General features: G+C 68.5%; 21 protein-coding genes. 4 read left to right on the top strand and 17 right to left on the bottom strand.

Annotated features, from left to right (window positions below; translation table 11 throughout):
* Positions 1-8 precede the first annotated feature (8 nt).
* A complete protein-coding gene (locus ACW4E8_RS02985) occupies positions 9-1,400 on the bottom strand; it encodes a M23 family metallopeptidase (protein WP_456803156.1) in 1,392 nt (463 codons plus the stop codon).
* Positions 1,401-1,645: 245 nt separating this feature from the next.
* Between ACW4E8_RS02985 and tyrS the strand changes: the two genes are divergently transcribed.
* The 4 genes from tyrS (at position 1,646) to ACW4E8_RS02965 (ending at position 4,796) form a co-directional block, all read left to right on the top strand.
* Entirely contained in the window at positions 1,646-2,887 is a 1,242-nt protein-coding gene (gene tyrS, locus ACW4E8_RS02980) for a tyrosine--tRNA ligase (protein WP_456803155.1), read from the top strand.
* A 10-nt stretch (positions 2,888-2,897) separates the two neighbouring features.
* The gene (dtd, locus tag ACW4E8_RS02975; RefSeq protein ID WP_010813898.1) at positions 2,898-3,359 is read left to right on the top strand and encodes a D-aminoacyl-tRNA deacylase; all 462 of its coding nucleotides are present in this window, start codon (positions 2,898-2,900) and stop codon (positions 3,357-3,359) included.
* A 51-nt stretch (positions 3,360-3,410) separates the two neighbouring features.
* Positions 3,411-4,058, top strand: coding sequence for a YbhB/YbcL family Raf kinase inhibitor-like protein (locus ACW4E8_RS02970; RefSeq protein WP_456803154.1), 648 nt, complete (start codon positions 3,411-3,413; stop codon positions 4,056-4,058).
* A gap of 63 nt (positions 4,059-4,121) precedes the next feature.
* Complete coding sequence (locus ACW4E8_RS02965; protein WP_035824657.1) at positions 4,122-4,796, top strand: histidine phosphatase family protein; 675 nt, start codon at positions 4,122-4,124, stop codon at positions 4,794-4,796.
* Between the two features lie 2 nt (positions 4,797-4,798).
* Here ACW4E8_RS02965 and ACW4E8_RS02960 read toward each other — a convergent pair whose 3' ends face one another.
* The 16 genes from ACW4E8_RS02960 to ACW4E8_RS02885 form a co-directional block, all read right to left on the bottom strand.
* Positions 4,799-5,524 (bottom strand): queuosine precursor transporter, encoded by a 726-nt coding sequence (locus tag ACW4E8_RS02960; RefSeq protein ID WP_456803153.1) that lies wholly within the window; start codon positions 5,522-5,524, stop codon positions 4,799-4,801.
* A gap of 176 nt (positions 5,525-5,700) precedes the next feature.
* Positions 5,701-6,285, bottom strand: a complete 585-nt coding sequence (locus ACW4E8_RS02955) for a BPSL1445 family SYLF domain-containing lipoprotein (RefSeq protein WP_456803152.1) — start codon at positions 6,283-6,285, stop codon at positions 5,701-5,703.
* Positions 6,286-6,329: 44 nt separating this feature from the next.
* Positions 6,330-6,923, bottom strand: a complete 594-nt coding sequence (locus tag ACW4E8_RS02950; RefSeq protein ID WP_010813893.1) for a hypothetical protein — start codon at positions 6,921-6,923, stop codon at positions 6,330-6,332.
* Between the two features lie 207 nt (positions 6,924-7,130).
* Positions 7,131-8,189, bottom strand: a complete 1,059-nt coding sequence (gene ruvB / locus ACW4E8_RS02945; RefSeq protein ID WP_456803151.1) for a Holliday junction branch migration DNA helicase RuvB — start codon at positions 8,187-8,189, stop codon at positions 7,131-7,133.
* A gap of 58 nt (positions 8,190-8,247) precedes the next feature.
* Positions 8,248-8,829: a Holliday junction branch migration protein RuvA gene (ruvA, locus tag ACW4E8_RS02940; protein ID WP_456803150.1), complete on the bottom strand. Its 582-nt coding sequence runs from the start codon at positions 8,827-8,829 to the stop codon at positions 8,248-8,250.
* Positions 8,830-8,907: 78 nt separating this feature from the next.
* Positions 8,908-10,143 (bottom strand): glycerophosphodiester phosphodiesterase, encoded by a 1,236-nt coding sequence (locus tag ACW4E8_RS02935; RefSeq protein ID WP_456803149.1) that lies wholly within the window; start codon positions 10,141-10,143, stop codon positions 8,908-8,910.
* An 80-nt stretch (positions 10,144-10,223) separates the two neighbouring features.
* The gene (gene ruvC / locus ACW4E8_RS02930) at positions 10,224-10,769 is read right to left on the bottom strand and encodes a crossover junction endodeoxyribonuclease RuvC (RefSeq protein WP_078195302.1); all 546 of its coding nucleotides are present in this window, start codon (positions 10,767-10,769) and stop codon (positions 10,224-10,226) included.
* Between the two features lie 148 nt (positions 10,770-10,917).
* Positions 10,918-12,492, bottom strand: coding sequence for a bifunctional phosphoribosylaminoimidazolecarboxamide formyltransferase/IMP cyclohydrolase (gene purH / locus ACW4E8_RS02925; protein ID WP_456803148.1), 1,575 nt, complete (start codon positions 12,490-12,492; stop codon positions 10,918-10,920).
* A gap of 22 nt (positions 12,493-12,514) precedes the next feature.
* Entirely contained in the window at positions 12,515-12,748 is a 234-nt protein-coding gene (locus ACW4E8_RS02920; RefSeq protein ID WP_010813887.1) for a Fis family transcriptional regulator, read from the bottom strand.
* Positions 12,745-13,806 carry a tRNA dihydrouridine synthase DusB gene (gene dusB / locus ACW4E8_RS02915; protein ID WP_456803147.1) on the bottom strand — a complete coding sequence of 354 codons (1,062 nt, stop codon included), beginning with the start codon at positions 13,804-13,806 and terminating at the stop codon, positions 12,745-12,747. The genes ACW4E8_RS02920 and dusB overlap by 4 nt, the downstream gene beginning before the upstream one ends.
* A gap of 286 nt (positions 13,807-14,092) precedes the next feature.
* Positions 14,093-15,331 carry a UbiH/UbiF/VisC/COQ6 family ubiquinone biosynthesis hydroxylase gene (locus tag ACW4E8_RS02910; RefSeq protein ID WP_456803403.1) on the bottom strand — a complete coding sequence of 413 codons (1,239 nt, stop codon included), beginning with the start codon at positions 15,329-15,331 and terminating at the stop codon, positions 14,093-14,095.
* Positions 15,312-15,791, bottom strand: a complete 480-nt coding sequence (locus ACW4E8_RS02905; RefSeq protein ID WP_456803146.1) for a hypothetical protein — start codon at positions 15,789-15,791, stop codon at positions 15,312-15,314. The genes ACW4E8_RS02910 and ACW4E8_RS02905 overlap by 20 nt, the downstream gene beginning before the upstream one ends.
* A complete protein-coding gene (locus ACW4E8_RS02900; protein ID WP_456803145.1) occupies positions 15,788-17,191 on the bottom strand; it encodes an aminopeptidase P N-terminal domain-containing protein in 1,404 nt (467 codons plus the stop codon). The genes ACW4E8_RS02905 and ACW4E8_RS02900 overlap by 4 nt, the downstream gene beginning before the upstream one ends.
* Positions 17,192-17,285: 94 nt before the next feature.
* On the bottom strand, positions 17,286-18,029 hold the full coding sequence (gene murU / locus ACW4E8_RS02895) for an N-acetylmuramate alpha-1-phosphate uridylyltransferase MurU (RefSeq protein WP_456803144.1): 744 nt from the start codon (positions 18,027-18,029) through the stop codon (positions 17,286-17,288).
* Positions 18,029-18,352 carry an AzlD domain-containing protein gene (locus tag ACW4E8_RS02890; protein WP_010813881.1) on the bottom strand — a complete coding sequence of 108 codons (324 nt, stop codon included), beginning with the start codon at positions 18,350-18,352 and terminating at the stop codon, positions 18,029-18,031. The genes murU and ACW4E8_RS02890 overlap by 1 nt, the downstream gene beginning before the upstream one ends.
* The gene (locus ACW4E8_RS02885; RefSeq protein WP_456803143.1) at positions 18,349-19,149 is read right to left on the bottom strand and encodes an AzlC family ABC transporter permease; all 801 of its coding nucleotides are present in this window, start codon (positions 19,147-19,149) and stop codon (positions 18,349-18,351) included. Before ACW4E8_RS02885 ends, ACW4E8_RS02890 begins: the two co-directional genes overlap by 4 nt.
* Position 19,150: the final 1 nt, after the last annotated feature.

Genomic DNA, 19,150 nt, shown 5'->3' with positions numbered 1-19,150 from the left:
GCGCGCGGTCAGTTGGAGGCGGTCAGCACGTTGTAGGTGCGCAGCGCATTGATGCGGCTGAGCAGCCCGCTGGTGTAGGTCAGGAATTCCTGTCGCGACTTGCCGGTCAGCGTCGGCGATTCCATCAGCGTGATGGTCAGCGGGTTCTGCGGCACGTCGTTGAAGCGGAACTCATAGTGCAGGTGCGGGCCGGTGGCCCAGCCGGTCGAGCCGACATAGCCGATCAGCTGGCCCTGGCGCACCGGCTGGCCCTGGCGCATGCCGGCAAAGCCGGACAGGTGCGCATAGTAGGTCGAGTAGCCGTTGGCGTGGTTCAGGATGACGATATTGCCGTAGCCGTTCTGCTGGCCCACGAACTCGACCACGCCGTCGCCGGTGGCCAGCACCTTGGTGCCGGTCGGGGCGGCGAAGTCCACGCCCTTGTGCTGCGCCCAGTCATGATGCAGCGGATGCTCGCGGCCGCCGAAGCCCGACGACACGCGCGAGAATTCCACCGGCGAACGCAGGAACGGCCGCTTCATGCTGCGCCCGTCGAAGGTGTAGTAGGCGCCGCCGTCCTTGCTGTCTTCGGGCGCGAACCACAGCGCCTGGTGCAGCTGGTTGCGGTTGATCAGCTCCAATGCGACCACGCGGCCGTTGCGCACAAAGGTGCCGTCGCGAAAGCCCGCTTCATAGATGATGCGGAAGCGGTCGCCGTTGGCGATGTCGTGGTGGAAGTCGATCACGCCGGAGAAGATGGACAGCATCTGCTGCACGACTTCGTCGGGCACGTTGGCCGCGTCCATGGCCTTGAAGAAGCCGCCTGCGGAAATCGCGCCCGAGGCCATCTCGTAGTGCACGTCGTTGTCGACGCGCTGCACCTTGGCCTTGTAGGTGGCGGCGGTGTCGTCGCTGGCCGCGCGCACGCGCTCGATCACCAGCTCGCGCGAGGCCGCTGCGTCGCCGCCCAGGTTGGCCTGCAGCGACACCAGCGTGTTGCTGTCGTCGATCTCCGCCTGCACCGCCTGGCCGGGGTTCAGGTTGAACAGGCCGCGCGCGGTCGGGTTCTTGACGATGAACGCCTGCGCGTCGGCATCGTCCACGCCCAGCCGCTTGAGCAGGCTGGCGATGGTGTCGCCGCGCTGCATGCGCTCTTCACGCACGTAGACGGCCTGGTTGTCGGTAAGCTGTTCAAGTTGCTCGCGCACGTCGGGCATGCGCAGCGCCTGCTGCGTGCGCGGTGCGAGCGGATCGTCAAAGGCGCTGCGCGGCGCAACGCCCATCGCCGCGGCCATGCCGAGCGTGAAGATTGCGCCCACCGAGGCCGTCAGTTGTTTGCGCCGCCGCGCGTGCTGGGGGTTGGTCGGATCGACGAGAACCACCAGCTCACGCGCGAAAACTTCGCGGAGTCTGGACCACATCACGTAAAATTCAACCTTGGTCTGAGCACCGCTGCCGGGGACGATGTGTCTCGTCTGCCTTCCTCCCCCGAGGTGCGGCGCGGGCTCTTCACTGTTATTTGGCCGCCTGCATTGCTGCACAAAGTGGCGGGTAGCGCACTGGAAAGGCTTCCGTAGGCGCCGGGAATCGCGGATTATACCAAAATCCAGCCCTGGCGGCTGTCAGGAAATTTCCTAAAATTTCAAGTATTTCAAAGACTTACGTCATGACTGAAGTTGCCACGGGCCCCACGGCCAAATACCCCCTGACGCCGTCGGTGATGCAGGCTCTGGAAGTCTCCAAGCGAGGCTGCGACGAACTGCTGATCGAATCCGAATGGGCGCAGAAGCTGGCGCGCAGCGAGGCCACCGGCGTGCCGCTGCGCATCAAGCTGGGCCTGGATCCGACCGCGCCCGACATCCATATCGGCCATACCGTGGTGCTGAACAAGCTGCGCCAGCTGCAGGACCTCGGCCACCAGGTGATCTTCCTGATCGGCGACTTCACCTCGACCATCGGCGATCCGTCGGGCCGCAACAGCACGCGCCCGCCGCTTACGCGCGAGCAGATCGAGGCCAACGCCCAGACCTACTACCGCCAGGCCAGCCTGGTGCTGGACCCGGCCCGCACCGAGATCCGCTACAACAGCGAGTGGTGCGATCCTCTGGGCGCGCGCGGCATGATCCAGCTGGCGGCCAAGTACACCGTGGCGCGCATGATGGAGCGCGACGACTTCACCAAGCGCTTCCGCTCCGGGATTCCGATTTCAGTGCATGAGTTCCTCTACCCGCTGATGCAGGGCTATGACTCGGTCGCGCTCAAGTCAGACTTGGAGCTCGGCGGCACCGACCAGAAGTTCAACCTGCTGGTCGGGCGCGAGCTGCAGAAGGAATACGGCCAGGAGCCGCAGTGCATCCTGACCATGCCGCTGCTGGTGGGCCTGGACGGCGTCGAGAAGATGTCCAAGTCCAAGGGCAACTACATCGGTGTGACCGAGGCGCCCAACGAGATGTTCGGCAAGCTGATGAGCATCTCGGACGACCTGATGTGGCAGTACTACACGCTGCTGTCGTTCCGCCCGCTGGCCGAGATCGACCTGATGAAGCAGGAAATCGCGGGGGGCCGCAATCCGCGCGACTGCAAGGTGCTGCTGGCGCAGGAGATCGTGGCGCGCTTCCACAGCCAGGCCGATGCCGAGAAGGCGCTGGAAGACTTCAACCATCGCGCCCGCGGCGGCGTGCCGGACGATATCCCGGCGGTCAGCCTGACCGGCGCGCCGCTGGGCATCGCGCAGCTGCTCAAGCAGGCCAACCTGGTGCCGTCCACCTCGGAAGCCAACCGCAATATCGAGCAGGGCGGCGTCAAGATCGACGGCGCCACGGTCAGCGACAAGGCCACCAAGGTGGCCGCCGGCACTTATGTCGTGCAGGTCGGCAAGCGCCGCTTCGCGCGCGTGACGCTGGCCTGAGGCGGCCGGGATGATAGCGCTGATCCAGCGGGTGGCCCAGGCCCGCGTCACGGTCGAAGGCCGCACCACCGGTGAAATCGGCGCCGGCCTGCTGGCGCTGGTCTGCGCCGAGCGCGGCGACACCGAGGCGCAGGCCGAGCGGCTGCTGGCCAAGATGCTGTCGTACCGGGTGTTTTCCGATGCGGCCGGCAAGATGAACCTGCCGGTGCAGAACATGGACGGCAACGGCAACGCCGGCGGGCTGCTGGTGGTGTCGCAGTTCACGCTGGCGGCCGATACCAACAGCGGCACGCGGCCGAGCTTCACGCCCGCTGCCTCGCCCGAGGACGGCCGGCGCCTGTACGAGCATTTCGTGGCACAGGCGCGCGCCGCCCATCCGCAGGTGCAGACCGGCGAGTTCGGCGCGATGATGCAGGTCAGCCTGGTCAACGACGGCCCGGTCACCTTCTGGCTGCGGGTGCCGCCGGCCTGAACAGATTCGAAGCTGCCGCGCCCCGGCGCGGCACCAAGACAGGAGAGACAAATGAAACTCTGGAGCAAGTCCTTCAACGACAACGCGCCGATTCCCGGCGAGTTCGCCTTCTGCGTGCCCGACGCCGCCGCCCACGTGGCCCTGTCGAACAACCGCAATCCCGACCTGCACTGGGAAGACGCCCCGGCCGAGACGCGCTCGTTCGTGCTGATCTGCCACGACCGCGACGTCCCCAGCAAGGGCGACGATGTCAACCAGGAGGGCCGCGAAGTGCCGGCCTCGCTGCCGCGCGTGGACTTCTTCCACTGGGTGCTGGTCGACATCCCGCCGGGCCTTACCTCGATCGCGGCGGGCTCGCACAGCGACGGCGTGATCGCGCGCGGCAAGCCGGGCCCCGAAGCCACCGGCGGCACCGCCACCGCGGGCGGCCTGCGCCACGGCATCAACGACTACACCGGCTGGTTCGCCGGCGATGCCGACATGAAGGGCGACTACTACGGCTATGACGGCCCGTGCCCCCCGTGGAACGACACGCTGCTGCACCACTACGTGTTCACGCTGTATGCGCTGGACATCGACCGGCTGCCGCTGGATGGCACCTTCACCGGCGCGCAAGTGCGCGAGGCGATCCAGGGCCATGTGCTGGCGCAGGCCAGCCTCACCGGCACCTATACGCTAAACCCGAAGCTGGCGAAATAACGCCTGGCCGGCGCCGCGCCAGCCGCGCGGCGCCGGCCTCAAGGAAATCCCGAAGGAAACGGCATGTCGCAAAGCCCCGGGCCGCATTCGCTGGCCTATACCCACCTGATCGTGATCCGCCACGGCGAAACGGCCTGGAACCGGGAGCGCCGGCTGCAGGGCCAGCTCGACATTCCCCTGAACGAGACCGGCCGCGCCCAGGCGCGCGCGCTGGCCACTGCGCTGGCGGGCGAGCCGATCGATGCGGTCTATGCCAGCGACCTGTCGCGTGCGATGGAAACCGCTGCGCCGCTGGCCGAGGTGCTGGGGCTGCAGGTACGCCCCGATGCGCGCCTGCGCGAGCGCAGCTACGGCACGCTGCAGGGCAAGACCTACGCCGAAGTGGCCGAGCACCTGCCCGAAGATTTCGCCCGCTGGCAGGCGCGCGTGCCGGATTACGCGCCGCCTGAAGGCGAGTCGCTGCTGGGCTTCCATGAGCGCGCGGTCGAGGTGGTGCTGGCGCTGTCGCGCCGGCATCCCGGCGAGCGCATCGCGCTGGTGGCGCACGGCGGCGTGCTCGACTGCCTGTACCGCGAGGCCACCGGCATGACGCTGGAAGCGCCGCGCCAGCATGAACTGCTCAATGCCAGCGTCAACCGGCTACGCAGCGACAGCACCCACCTGACGCTGGCGCAGTGGGGCGATGTCAGCCACCTGGAAAACCTGGCGCTGGACGAGGTGGACCGTCGCGTACCGTAGCGCTACACGCGGACGCGGAACGGGGTGAAGTCGGTATTGCGATCAAAATAATCCTCGTTCTCGGCCCGCTTCAGGAACCCCACCACCTTGTACGTCACCGGTGTCATCACCACTTCCCAGCCGGTCTTCAGCACGTACTGCGCCACCGCCACCTGGATCACCTTCTCCAGCGGCCAGATGCCGTAGAAGGCGATCACGTAGAACAGCGACGAGTCGACCAGCTCCCCGGCCAGCGTGGAGCCGATCGTGCGCGTCCACAGCCACCGCCCCGAGGTCCGCAGCTTCATCTTGGCCAGCACGTAGCTGTTGGTGAAGCTGCCGCAGCAGAAGGCGATCAGCGAGCCGAGCGCAATCCGCCAGGTGTTGCCGAACACGTCCTGCAGGCTTTTCTGGTAGTCCGCCATGAAGGGCGCGACCGGCATGTTCAGCACCACCAGGCTCATGAAGGTGGCGAACGCCAGCGCGGCAAAGCCGGCCCAGACCACGCGCCGGTCACGGCCATAGCCGTAGACCTCGGTCAGCACGTCGCCGAAGATGTACGAAATCGGGAAGAACAGCACGCCCGCGCCAAAGGTCACCGTGCCGATCACGGGCAGCGTCATCTGCGCCGCCTTGGCCGCGCCGATCAGGTTCGAACACAGCAGCACGGTGACGAATGCCACCATGACGAAGTCATAGTAGCGGTAGACGCGGCCCGGTTGGGTCGTGCTGGCGGGGACGGCGGACATGGGGGCTCCCGGTCGGACGCGCTGGCGCGCGGTGTTTTGGGCGCGATTATGCCAGCGCGCCCCGGATTCCGCCGCGCCTGCCGCGGCGTGCGCAAGCGTTGCTGCGGCCGCCTGAAATGAAAATTCCCGGCCGAAGCCGGGAACTTCAGGTGGAGCGGCGCAGCCGGGTGGCCGCGTCAGATATCCAGCTTGCTGATCTTGGAGCCGTTCACCGAAACGTCGAACATCAGGCCGGCATTGGTCTGCACGAAGGCAATCACCGGCTGCTGGCTGGTCAGGGTGTCGAGCCTGCCGTCCGCGCCGATCTTGGCCACCGCCACGTTGGCATCGGCGCCGGCGGTCCAGCCCTTGCTGGAAACAAACTTGCTGTAGGCCTCCGGGGTCATGAACATGATGATGACGGCCTTGGACTGCCCGCCGGCGGTCAGCCCGACCGAGGCCTGCGTCGTGCTGTAGTAGCCGACCGTCGCGCCCTTCGATCGCAGCGCACCCTCGCCGTACTCGCCGCCTACCACCAGGCCGGCCGAGATGACACGCGGGAACACCAGGACCCCTTGCGCACGCTGCGCCAGGTCGCGTGCGCTGGCGTTGGCGGAGAACAGCCGGTTCAGCGCTCCGTCCACCCCTGCATCGATTTCCTGCTTCTTGGCGACCGGGTCCTTCGAGGCGCTGGTGCCGGTAGTGGTGCAGCCCGCAGCCATCACCGTGGCGACGAGCAGGCCCGATCCGGCAACCCGGGTAACAAAGTGGCGACGATTCATAGGTAACCTCCTGATGGGAAAAGTACCGCGTCTGGCTCAGTGGCTCAGTTGGCTGCGGCTGCCGCGGGTGCCTTGACCGTAATGGCCACGACTTCACGGTAGACGATCTTGGCCATCTGGCCCTGCTTGATGCCGTTCAGGTCGATGGCCGGGTCCTGCACTTTCACGGTGCGCAGCGTCTCGCGCGGACCGCGGAAGGTGATCAGGCGCTTGGCCGGGTCGACCTTGGTGATCTGTGCGGTCACCGTGGTGGTGATCTCGCGCATGATGCCGGGCTTGCCGCCCTCGGCGGCGCGCGTGGTTCGGTCGACCGATTCGGCCAGTGCGGTGGCCTTGCTGTCGACCGGCTCAAGCGCGGCGACCAGCGCGGCGCCACGCGCCACGGTGAGGATGTCGCCCTTGCGGATCTGGCCAAAGTTGCGGGCTTCGTCGCCAGCCACCAGTTCGACCACGTTGCCGCGCGGGCCCTGGACCAGCACGGCCTTGGATTCGGGATCGATATCGACGATTTTGCCGCTGATGACCGCTTCTTCGGCCACGCCGACCGGCGCCGGCGGGCGCTGGGCGTTGGCACTGCCGGCGGCGAACGCGGTGGCGGCGAGGGCTGCGGCGAGCAGGCTGGACGAATGGCGAATCATTGGCTTTCCTTGACGTATTTGTGAAGGTGCCGTGCCTGGCGGGGCACGGCCATCGCAGCACCGGGCCGGTGCCGATAAAGCCATTGTGGACAATCGGCCACGGGCCAGCAATCCACTTCGAAAAAATTTGGAGCGCGAAATTAAAACATTTAATTGGTGCTGCGCCGGGGCCCTGCCAAGGCGTTATTGCTGCGCTGCAGCGTGCTGTCAGGCATCGCCGAGCAGCTCGGTCGCACCGCTGCCTTGCGGGTTGGCCAGGCCGAAATGCCGGTAGGCGGCAGCCGTGGCCACGCGCCCGCGCGGAGTGCGCTGCAGGTAACCTTGCTGGATCAGGTAGGGCTCGAGCACGTCCTCGATGGTGTCGCGCTCCTCACCGATGGCCGCGGCCAGGTTGTCCACGCCCACCGGGCCGCCGCCGAACTTGTGCAGCACGGCTTCCAGCAGCTTGCGGTCCATCAGGTCGAAGCCGACGCTGTCCACGTCCAGCATGGCCAGCGCCGCGTCGGCCATGCCGCGAGTGATGTTTCCATCACCCTTGACCTCGGCATAGTCGCGCACCCGGCGCAGCAGCCGGTTGGCGATACGGGGCGTGCCGCGCGCGCGCCGGGCGATCTCCAGCGCGCCCTGCGGGTCGATGCGGGCATGCAGCAGCTGCGCCGAGCGCGTGACAATGCGGGCCAGTTCCTCGGCGGTATAGAACTCCAGCCGCGCCACGATGCCGAAGCGGTCGCGCAGCGGGTTGGTCAGCATGCCGGCACGCGTGGTGGCGCCCACCAGCGTGAACGGCTGCAGGTCGAGCTTGACCGAGCGCGCCGCCGGGCCTTCGCCGATCATGATGTCGATCTGGTAGTCCTCGAGCGCCGGGTACAGGATTTCCTCAACGACCGGCGAGAGCCGGTGGATCTCGTCGATGAACAGCACGTCGTTGGCTTCCAGGTTGGTCAGCAGCGCGGCCAGGTCGCCCGGGCGCTCCAGCACGGGGCCCGAGGTCTGGCGCAGGTTGACCCCCATCTCGCGCGCGATGATGTGGGCCAGCGTGGTCTTGCCCAGGCCCGGCGGGCCGAACAGCAGCACGTGGTCCAGCGCCTCGCGCCGGTTGCGCGCGGCGTGCATGAAGATATCGAGCTGCCCGCGCACCTTTTCCTGGCCGACATACTCGTCCAGCAGCTTGGGCCGCAGCGCGCGCTCGAATGCCTCCTCGTGCGACGAGGCGGGGGTGGCGGCAATCACGCGGGCGGGGGCGGCAAGCTTGTCAGTTTCGATCATGGTGGTCAGGGGCCCGGACAGCGGCAACAATCCGCCATTCTACGCGCCTATGCAGGTCTCAAGCCTTGGACAATGCCTTGAGCGCCAGCTTGATGCCATCCGACACGCCGGTCCCCGCCGGCACCTGCTTGATCGCGGCGGCGGCTTCCTTCTCCGAGTAGCCCAGCGCCAGCAGCGCATTGAGCACGTCGACGGCGCTGTCCGGCACCGCCGGCGTGCCCGGCGCATGGCCCAGCTCCGCGCCCAGCTTGCCCTTGAGCTCCAGCAGCAGCCGCTCGGCGGTCTTCTTGCCGATGCCGGGAATGCGCGTGAGGCGGCCGGCTTCCTGCAGCGTGATGGCCTGCGCCAGCTCGGGGACCGACATGCCCGACAGCACCGCCAGCGCCATGCGCGCGCCGATGCCGGTGATCTTGATCAGCTCGCGAAAGGTGTTGCGTTCCGATGCGGTGCCGAAGCCGTACAGCAGGTGCGCGTCCTCGCGCACGATCAGCTGCGTCAGCAGCGTCACCGGCTGGCCCACCGCGGGCAGGTTGTAGAAGGTGCTCATCGGCACGTCCACCTCGTAGCCGACGCCGTGGCAATCGACCAGCAGGTGCGGGGGATTCTTCTCGATAAGGGTGCCGGCGATGCGTCCGATCATGATGCGGAGGAGGGAATGGAAGGTGGGGTGTCAGGGAGGAGGCGGCCGCAAGTGTAGCCCAGCGGCCGCCCGGCCGGGTCAGCGCGCCGGCGTATCCACCGCGCGTCGGCCCAGCGCCGGGTCGTCGGTGAAGAAGCCGTCGATGCCGGCCGCGATAAAGGCCTGCACCTCCCGCTCCATGCCGGACGGGCTGCGCGTGGCTTCGTCGCCGCCGGTCTGCAGCGCCTTGGGCAGGAAGCTGTTTTCCGGACGGAAGGTGTAGGGATGGACGAACAGCCCGGCAGCATGCGCCTGGCGCACCACCGGCGTCGGCGCAGCCAGCGCGCCCTGCGCATCGCGCGGCACCACGCTGCTCTTCTCGGGGCCGATGCCGTCGGCATAGGCCGCCACCTCGCGCAGGCCGGTCGCGCCCAGCATGTCGCCGAAGGTGCGGCCGTCGCCCGCCAGCTTCCAGTCGGCCGGGCCCTTGCGCGGGTTGCCGATGAGCTGCACCAGCTTCACGTTGGGCAGCCCGCTGCCAAGCGTGCGCCGCAGCGCGCGCAGGCTGCCGGTCTCGAAACACTGGATAAACACGGGTGCGTTGCGCAGGTAGGGTTGTGCCCGCAGCGCGGCCACCAGCTTGTCCTCGAGCGGCAGCCCGATGCCGCGGAAGTAGCTCGGGTGCTTCAGTTCCGCGTAGATGCCGATGGGTTTGCCGGTGCGCAGTGCGGCCTGCTCGGCCAGGCGCACGATCTCGTCGAAGGTCGGCACCTCGAACTGGTCGTTCAGGCGCGCATTGTTCGGGCGCAGGCGCGGGATGCGCTCACGCGCGCGCAGCGTCTTGAGCTCGGCCAGCGTGAAGTCTTCGGTGAACCAGCCGGTCAGGCGCTCGCCGTCGATCACCTTGGTGCGCTTGCGCTCGGCAAACTGCGGCAGTTCGGCCACGTTGGTGGTGCCGGTGATGTCGTTCTCGTGGCGCGCTACCAGCACGCCGTCGCGTGTCATGACCAGGTCGGGCTCGATGGCGTCAGCGCCGTCTTCGATGGCCTTGGCGTAGGCGGCAAGCGTATGTTCGGGGCGCAGCGCGCTGGCGCCGCGGTGGGCGATCACCAGCGGCCTGGGCTGGGCGGCGGAGGCCGCCGGAGGCGGGGCGCTTGGCGTGGGCGCTGGCGCCGGGGAGGCGGGCTTCGGGCGCGGCGCGGTGGCGCAGCCGGCGACCAGCATGGCGCAGGCCGCGGCGGCAGCGGCCGGGAACAGCCATCGCCGGAAGGCAAGAACCGGGAAGAGGCCGGCGGCGCGCCAGCGCGGCGCGCTCAATCGGGACTGGCTAGGCATGCAGCGTTCCTGTGGTGAGACCAAGGCCCGATTGTAAAAGATAGGAAAGCGGGCGCGGCAAGCGCCATCCGCCAGTGCGCTCAGCCGACCAGCCGCCCGCGCCGCACGCGCATGCCTTTGCGCACCAGGTCGGGCGCCAGGCCCGCCAGCGTGCCCAGGGTATCGCCGCCGTTGGCATGGCAGATCGCCACGCCGAGCGCATCGGCCGCATCGCTGCCGGGCTGGCCGGGCAGCATCAGCAGCCGCGTCACCATTTCCTGCACCTGCGCCTTGTTGGCGCGGCCATAGCCGACCACCGCCACCTTCAGCTGCAGCGCGGTGTATTCGAACACCGGCAAGCCATAGCCCACCAGCCCGCAGATCGCCGCGCCGCGGGCCTGGCCGAGCAGCAGCGTGGACTGCGGGTTGACGTTGACGAAGACCTTCTCGATCGCCGCGCAGTCGGGTGCGTAGGTGCGCGACACTTCGCTGATGCCGTCGTAGAGCGTCTTCAGCCGTTCCGGCAGCGTTGAATTGCCGTCGCTCTTGATCGTGCCCGAGGCCACGTAGGCAAGCTTGTTGCCGTGCTTCTCGATCACGCCGAAGCCGGTGGTGCGCAGGCCGGGGTCGATGCCTAAGATTCGCATGGGCTGGGTAGGTTGGATGCCGTCGCTAGTGTATTGCTTTTTGCGCCGGCACCTAATGCAAAAAGCGGTTTCGCTTTCCCTTGCAGGAGAACGAAACCGCTTCGGGAGCCGGCGGTCTTGCCAGGCAAGACCGCAAGCCTGCCAGTGCTTAGTGGCGGAAGTGGCGCGTGCCGGTCACCACCATGGCGATGCCGCGCTCGTCGGCGGCGGCGATCACTTCGTCGTCGCGCATCGAGCCGCCCGGCTGGATCACGCAGGTCGCGCCCGCGTCGACCACCACGTCCAGGCCGTCACGGAACGGGAAGAACGCGTCCGAGGCCACTGCCGAGCCGGCCAGCGTCAGGCCGGCGTTCTGCGCCTTGATGCTGGCGATGCGGGCCGAATCCACGCGGCTCATCTGGCCCGCGCCCACGCCCAGCGTCATGCCGCCGCCGCAGAACACGATGGCGTTGGACTTGACGAACTTGGCCACGCGCCAGGCGAACATCAGGTCGTCCATTTCCTTCGGGGTCGGGTGGCGGCGCGTCACCACGCGCAGTTCGGACGGCTGCACGTTCCTGGCGTCCGGGCTCTGCACCAGCAGGCCGCCGCCGACACGCTTGAAGTCAAACTGGTTGATGCCCTTGCCCAGCGGGATCTCCAGCAGGCGCACGTTCTGCTTGGCCGCGAACACGGCACGCGCGCCGGCGCTGAACGACGGGGCGATCAGCACTTCGACGAACTGCTTGGCCACGGCCTGCGCGGCGGTCTCGTCCAGCTCGACGTTGAAGGCGATGATGCCGCCGAAGGCCGAGGTCGAGTCGGTCTTGAAGGCCTTGTCATAGGCTTCCAGCGCATTCGCGCCCAGCGCCACGCCGCACGGGTTGGCGTGCTTGATGATGACGCAGGCGGCGCCGTTGGCGGCGTCGAACGACTTGACGCATTCCCAGGCCGCGTCGGCGTCGGCGATGTTGTTGTACGACAGTTCCTTGCCCTGCAGCTGCACGTAGTTGGCCAGCGCGCCGTCCACGGCCTTCAGGTCGCGGTAGAACGCGGCGGACTGGTGCGGGTTCTCGCCGTAGCGCATTTCCTGCACCTTGTCGAAGGCCAGGTTCAGCGTCTGCGGGTACGCACTGCGGGCCTGGTGCGACTTGTCGGCACCCAGGCTGGTCAGGTAGTTGGTGATGGCGCCGTCGTACTGCGCGGTGTGCGCGAACACCTTGGTGGCCAGGCGGAAATTGGTGTCATAGCCGACGCTGTTGGCGTTGGCGCGCATTTCATCGAGCACCACGGCGTAGTCGGCCGGGTCGACGATCACGGTCACGTCGCGATGGTTCTTGGCCGCCGAACGCAGCATGGTCGGGCCGCCGATGTCGATGTTCTCGATCGCGTCGGGCAGGGTGCAGTCATCCTTGGCCACGGTCTGCTGGAACGGGTACAGGTTCACCACCAGCAGGTCGATCGTCGGGATGTCGTGCTCGGCCAGCGCGGCCATGTGCTCGGGCAGGTCGCGGCGCGCCAGGATGCCGCCGTGCACCTTCGGGTGCAGCGTCTTGACGCGGCCGTCGAGCATTTCCGGGAAGCCGGTGTAGTCGGCCACCTCCGTCACGGGCAGGCCGCTGTCGGCCAGCAGCTTGGCGGTGCCGCCGGTGGAAAGCAGCGTGACGCCGAGCGCGTTCAGTTCGCGCGCGAAATCGACGATGCCGGTCTTGTCGGAAACGGAGAGTAGGGCTTGCTTGATCATGGCTGTGGGAGACGCTTCAAATTCAAAGTAAACCGTGCTGCTGCAGCTTCTTGCGCAGCGTATTGCGATTGATGCCCAGGTAGGCGGCCGCCAGCGACTGGTTGCGCTCGGCGCGCACCATCACGGCTTCCAGCAGCGGCCGTTCGACCGCCTCGAGCACCATGTTGTACATATTGGACGGCTCTTCGCCGTCCAGGTCGCGAAAGTACGTATCCAGGCTTTCCCGGATGCACTGGTCGATAGCGTTGCGGCTCATGCGGCAAGCAACTCCCCGTTTTTGTTGTTGTTCGCTTCGTCTTGGTCTTGTGCTGCGTCGTCCACGTACACCAGCCGGTCAGAGATCTGCGCCTGCTCGTCGAAGAACGCATTGACCGCCGCCAGTTGCCCGGCGGTGCTCTCCAGCGTGTTCATGCGGTGGCGGAACAGGTTGGCGCCGCGCAGCCCGCGCGTGTACCAGGCAATATGCTTGCGCGCGGTGCGCACGCCGGTGAATTCGCCATAGAAGGCGTAGTGGTCTTCCAGGTGCGCATTCATGATGGCGCGGATCTCGGCCACTTCCGGCGACGGCAGCATCTCGCCGGTCTTCAGGAAGTGCTCGATCTCACGGAACAGCCAGGGCCGGCCCTGTGCCGCGCGGCCGATCATGATCGCGTCCGCGCCGGTCAGCGCCAGCACTTGCTTTGCCTTCTGCGGCGTGGTGATGTCGCCGTTGGCGACCACCGGGATCGAGACCGCTGCCTTGACCGCGGCAATGGTCTCGTACTCGGCGTCGCCGTGGTACAGGTCGGCGCGGGTGCGGCCGTGGATGGTCAGCATGCTGATGCCCGCGTCCTCGACCATGCGCGCGATGCGCAGCGCATTGCGGTTCTCGCGGTCCCAGCCGGTGCGGATCTTCAGCGTGACCGGCACCCGGTCGCCCACGGCGCCGACCACGGCCTGGACGATGCGCACCACCAGCGGCTCGTTCTGCAACAGGGCCGAACCGGCGGCGACGTTGCACACCTTCTTGGCCGGGCAGCCCATGTTGATGTCGATGATCTGCGCGCCGCGGTCCACGTTGTAGCGCGCCGCCTCGGCCATCATCGACGGCTCGGCGCCGGCGATCTGCACCGCGATGGGCTCGACCTCGCCGGCATGGTTGGCGCGGCGCATGGTCTTCTCGCTCTTCCACAGCTGTGCATTGGACGCCACCATTTCCGACACTGCATAGCCCGCGCCGAGCTGCTTGCACAACTGGCGGAAGGGCCGGTCCGTCACGCCGGCCATCGGGGCGACAAACAGGTTGTTGCGGAGTTGGTGAGGTCCGATCTGCACGGTTGGGCGGCGGTTCTGAGAGGCCGTCCCGGTGACCGTAGCGCCCTCGCGGCGCGGATGGCGCCAGGGAAGGGATCGGGACAGCCTGCTCTGAGACGGAAGACGAAACGGAAAAACATGCCCCTGCCGAAACTGCTGCCGGCGTTGGATCGGGACATGTGCGAGGGCAGGATTCTACCGCCAAACCGTCGCCATTGCCCAAGATTTGAGCATCCGGAGCGCATCCGGGCAGGGGGCCGTGGCGCAAACGCCGCCACGCGCGTGGCGCTTGCGCCACTGGCTGAGGTCAGCGCCGCATCCCGAACATCATGTGGCGCGCCAGCGCATGCCGCAGCGGCGGCAGGCAGGCCAGCGCGGCCAGCGACGCGCCCCGCGCGTGCGCGGCCAGCGGGTAGGCGATGCCGAACACGCGCGGCAGCAGGTCGGTCACGCCGATGGTGACGGCGCGGTCAAGCCGGTGGCGGCTGGCGAAGGCTTGCAGCGCCTGCGGCGTGCAGGCGCTGCGCAGCGAATCGGCCAGCGCGAAGGCGTCGCGCAGGCCCAGGTTGAGCCCCTGTCCGGCCACCGGGTGCAGCGTTTGCGCGGCATTGCCGACCGCCGCCACGCGGCCGTTGACGGTCACCGGTGCAGCATTCAGGCCGAGCGGGAAGGCATGGCGCTTGCCGGCCAGCGTGAAATGGCCCATGCGGTCGCCAAAGGCTCGGCCCAGTTCCGCGGCGAACTCGGCTTCCGGCAGCGCGATGCGCCGTGCCGCCTGGTCCGGCGGGCAGCACCACACCAGCGCATAGCCCGGCACGCCGTGCTCCTCATGCGGCAGCAGCGCCAGCGGGCCTTCCTCGGTAAAGCGCTCCCAGGCCCAGCCCGGCTGCGGGCGCGAGCAGGTCACATGGGCGATCACCGCGGTCTGGCGGTAGTCGCGCGTGCGCGCGCCGCGGCCCTGGTGGGCGGCCTGCTGGTGGAACAGCCCGCCCTCGGCCTGCACCACCAGGCGCGCGGACAAGTGCGCCACCTGGCCGTCGTGACCGGTGCCGGCCAGTTGCACGGTGCCGGCATCAGGGTCGTCCGCGGCGCGCGGCGCGGGATCCTGCCCGATCTGGTCGATGCGGGTCTCGAACACGCGCTGCAGCCGGCCTTCGCCCGCCGCCTGCGCGGCATGGGCGAGCGCGCGCTCCAGTGCCTCGCACAAGTCGCCGTAGCGCACCACGTAGCCGAGCGCCGGCACGCCATAGTCGTCATGGTGCAGCCGGACATGGCCGAAGCGGCCGCGCTGCGAGACATGGATGTGCTCGATCGGGCTGCCGGGCACCGGCCAGGCGCCGATCTGCTCCAGCATCTGGCGGCTGCCATGCGACAGCGCGATCGCGCGCGGATCGCGCGCGGCGCGCGCAGGCGTGGCGGCATCGACCAGTGTCAGGCGCCAGTCGGTAGTGCGCAGCAGCTGGCAGGCCAGCGCCAGCCCGACCGGGCCGCCGCCGACGATGGCGATGTCGCGCAGGCCGTGGAAATCAGGCGGCACGGCCGGCATCGTCGTTGCCTCCAGCATGGTCCCCATCCGCCCGCGGTTGTGCTTCCGTGCCCCGCTTCCAGCAGATCGCATCCGAGCGCGACTTTCCCGCCGCGGCGTCGCGCAGCGCGTTCTCGAGCTTCTGGTGGTTGAAGCCCGGCAGCGCGCGCAGCCGCTCCACCAGTGCCGCATGGTTGGCGGCATCGAGCGGCACCACGCAGCCCTGGCCCGAATCGGGCGTGCCGATCAGGATCAGCCAGGCCGTGCCGGCCCAGGGCGCGCGGTTGGACACCCGCACCACCACGCGCTCGAGCGCGTCCCAGGCGACTTCCTCGCGCTGGCCGTCGGGGCGGTGCACCACCACGCGGTCGTCGTACAGGTTGATGATGAAGGGTTCGGACGGATCGGGCCGGCGGGTGCTGCCAGCATTGCTGCCGCTGCGGGCCTGGCCCGGAAAGATCCTGCGCAGCCAGCCGATCATCGCAGACCTCCGGCAGCGCTCGCGTTATCGCGCATCAGCGCCTCGATCTCGTCGGCCAGCACCGGCACGCCGCGCGTGATCAGCTCGCAGTCGCCGTCGGTGACCACGGCGTCGTCCTCGATGCGGATGCCGATATGCCAGTAGCGCTCGGGCACGTCCTCGGCCGGGCGCACATAGATGCCGGGCTCGATGGTCAGCACCATGCCCGGCTGCAGCGGCCGCCACGGACGCTCGCCTTCGCCGCCGTGGCTGGCCACGCGGTATTCGCCCACGTCATGGACATCCATGCCAAGCCAGTGGCCGGTGCGGTGCATGTAGAAGCGGCGGTAGCTGCCGCTGGCCAGCACGTCGTCGAGCGTGCCCTCCTTGTTGCGGTCGAGCAGGCCGGTATCGAGCATGCCCTGTGCCAGCACGCGCACGGCGGCGTCGTGCGGCACGTTGTAGGGCACGCCGGCGCGGGTCTCGGCAATGGCGGCGTCCTGCGCGGCCACCACCAGGTCGTACAGCTCTCGTTGCGCCGGCGAGAAGCGGCCCGAGACCGGGAAGGTGCGGGTGATGTCCGAGGCGTAGCCGTCGAACTCGCAGCCGGCATCGATCAGGCAGAGGTCGCCGTCCCGCAGTTCGGCGGGGCCGGCGCGGTAGTGCAGCACGCAGGCGTTGGGGCCGGCCGCGACGATCGAGTTATAGGCCACGCTCTGTGCGCCATGGCGGCGGAATTCATAGAGCAGTTCTGCTTCCAGGTGGTATTCACGCAGCCCGGCGCGGGTGGCCTGCATGGCCCGCACATGGGCCCCGGCGGAGATCTGCGCCGCGCGGCGCATGGTGGCCAGTTCACCCGCATCCTTGAACAGGCGCATTTCATCGAGCAGGGTGCGGATGTCGAGCGCAACCGACGGCGCGGCCACCCCGGCGCGGCCCTGCACGCGCACGGCGTCCATCCAGCGTCGCATCTGCACGTCGGTGCGGGTCGAGTCGGCCAGCGGGTAGGCAATCTGCGCGCGGTTGGCCAGCAGCGGCGGCAGCGCGGCGTCGATCTCTTCGACCGAATGCGCTTCATCGAAGCCAAAGGCGGCGCGCGCGCCGTCCGGGCCGAAACGGAAACCGTCCCAGATCTCGCGCTCTTCATGCTTGGGGCGGCAGAACAGGATGCTGCGGTCGGCATCGGCGGGGTCGCCCGGCGCGCCGGCCACCAGCACCAGCACGGCCTCGGGCTCGGTAAAGCCGCTCAGGTAATAGAAATAGCTGTCGTGCCGGTACGGGTAGTCGCTGTCGCGGTTGCGCATGGCTTCCGGCGCCGTGGGCAGGATCGCCACGCCGCCGCCGCCGGCGCGCAGGTGCTGCAGCACACGGGCGCGGCGGTCGCGGCAGGCGGCGAGGAGGGCGTTGTCGGGTGCGGACATGGTAGGGCCTGGGATGAGGAGGATCAGGCCGATTCTACCGCCGCTGGCGCCTTGCTGGCCGCGGGATCTTCCGGGGCCTGCCCAGTCAGTCGACTTAGCGCCCGTGCGCCGCCACAGGTGCTGCTGCCGCAAGCGCCGCATCCAGCTCGGCCAGCTGCGCCGGCGTGCCCACGTTCTCCCAGCGTCCGTCGAAGCGTTCGCCGGTAGCGGCGCCGGCCTCGATAGCCTCCCAGTAGTAGGGTGTCATCGGCATTTTGGTGCCAGGTTCGATGGCGGTGAAGAGGCGCGTGTCGTACAGGCCGATATTGCCGAATGTCAGCCGTTCGCCACCGTTGGCCAGTGTCCCGTCGAGCGTCAGCAGGCCGTTCGGTTCCAAGGTGAAGTCGCCGTTCGGGTGAAAATCCGGGTTGGGCACCATCACCAGGTGCATGCGCGGGGCGGGCGCGCCGGCCATGTCGTGCGCGCGAGGCAACAGCCTGCGGAAGTCGTAGTCGCAGAAAATGTCGCCCGACACGGCCAGGAAGATCTCGCCGCGCTCCGGGTGCGCGGACAGCAGCGGCAGGGCCTGTGCTATGCCGCCGGCGGTTTCCAGCGCAGTGCGCTCGGCAGAATAGGCCAGCCGCACGCCGAAACGGCTGCCGTCTCCCAGCGCGGCTTCGATCTGTCCGCCCAGCCAGGCATGGTTGATGACGATGTCGCGCAGGCCGGCACGCGCCAGCGCCTCGATCTTCCAGACGATCAGCGGCTTGCCGCCCACCGCCAGCAGCGGCTTGGGGCAGGTATCGGTCAACGGACGCATGCGGTCGCCGCGGCCGGCGGCGAAGATCATGGCCTTCATCAGAAGAGAGCCTCCAGGGCAAGCAGCGCGGCCATGCCACCGGCGATGGTCCAGCCCACGCTGCGGGTTCGAGCGGCGATCAGGATGGCCACCACGCCGGCCACCAGCCGCGCGTTGGCGGGGGTGAGGGCAAGCTCGCCATGCTGCATCAGCAGGTCAGGGGCGATCAGCGCCGACAGCATCGCTGCCGGCACGAACTGCAGCGCGGTGCGGAACCACGACGGCAGCCGCACGCGGCCTTCCACGGCGATGAACGACAGGCGGATCAGGAAGGTTGCCAGGCCCGCGGCAAGGAAGACCCACAGCAGGGTCATCGCACTCATGCGGCCTCCTTGCCAGCCGATCCGCCTGGCGTGGCATCGGTGCCACGGCTGGCCGGGCGTTGCCCGGGGCGGTTGCGGCCCAGCACCAGCATGCCCACGGCAATGCCGCCGAGCGCCGCCACCATCAGCCCGAGCTTGTGCGGCAGGCTGTAGCAGGCCACCGCCAGCACGCTGGCGGCCAGCGCCGCGGCCACGTGCGAGCGGTGCTTCAGGCCCGGCACGATGATGCCGATGAAGGTCAGCGGCAGGAAGAAATCCAGCGGCCAGTCGCGCGGCACCTGGGCGCCGACCAGTACGCCGGCCAGCGTCGACAGCTGCCAGCTGGCCCACAGGGCGAAGCCGCCGCCGAAGTAGTACCAGTGGCGGTAGCGGGCGCGCGGGCCACTATCGCCCAGCCGGTGCGTCATCGCGGCAAAGGCTTCGTCGGTCAGCAGGTAGGCGATCAGCGCCTTCCAGCGCCGCGGCAGGTGCGCGAGCGTGGGCGCGATGGTGGCGGAATACAGCGCGTGGCGCAGGTTGACCATGGCCACCGTCAGCGTGATCACCACTGCCGGGGTGCCGGCGGTCCACAACTGGGTCAGGATCATCTGCGAGGCGCCGCCGAACACAACCACGCTCATCGCGCAGGCCAGCCACGCCGGCATGCCGGCGCCGACGGCCAGCACGCCGTAGATCAGGCCGAACGGCACCACGCCCAGCAGCATCGGCGCGAGCGCGCGCGCGCCGGCCAGCCATTCGCCGGCGGCGGTGATGGCGGGCGCGTGGTTGTCGGGCAGAACCGGCTCGTGGTCGGGCACG

The organism is Cupriavidus sp. CP313 (assembly GCF_054072015.1).
Note: the sequence above shows the minus strand (reverse complement) of the source record. Positions and strands in the feature narration are given on the sequence as shown.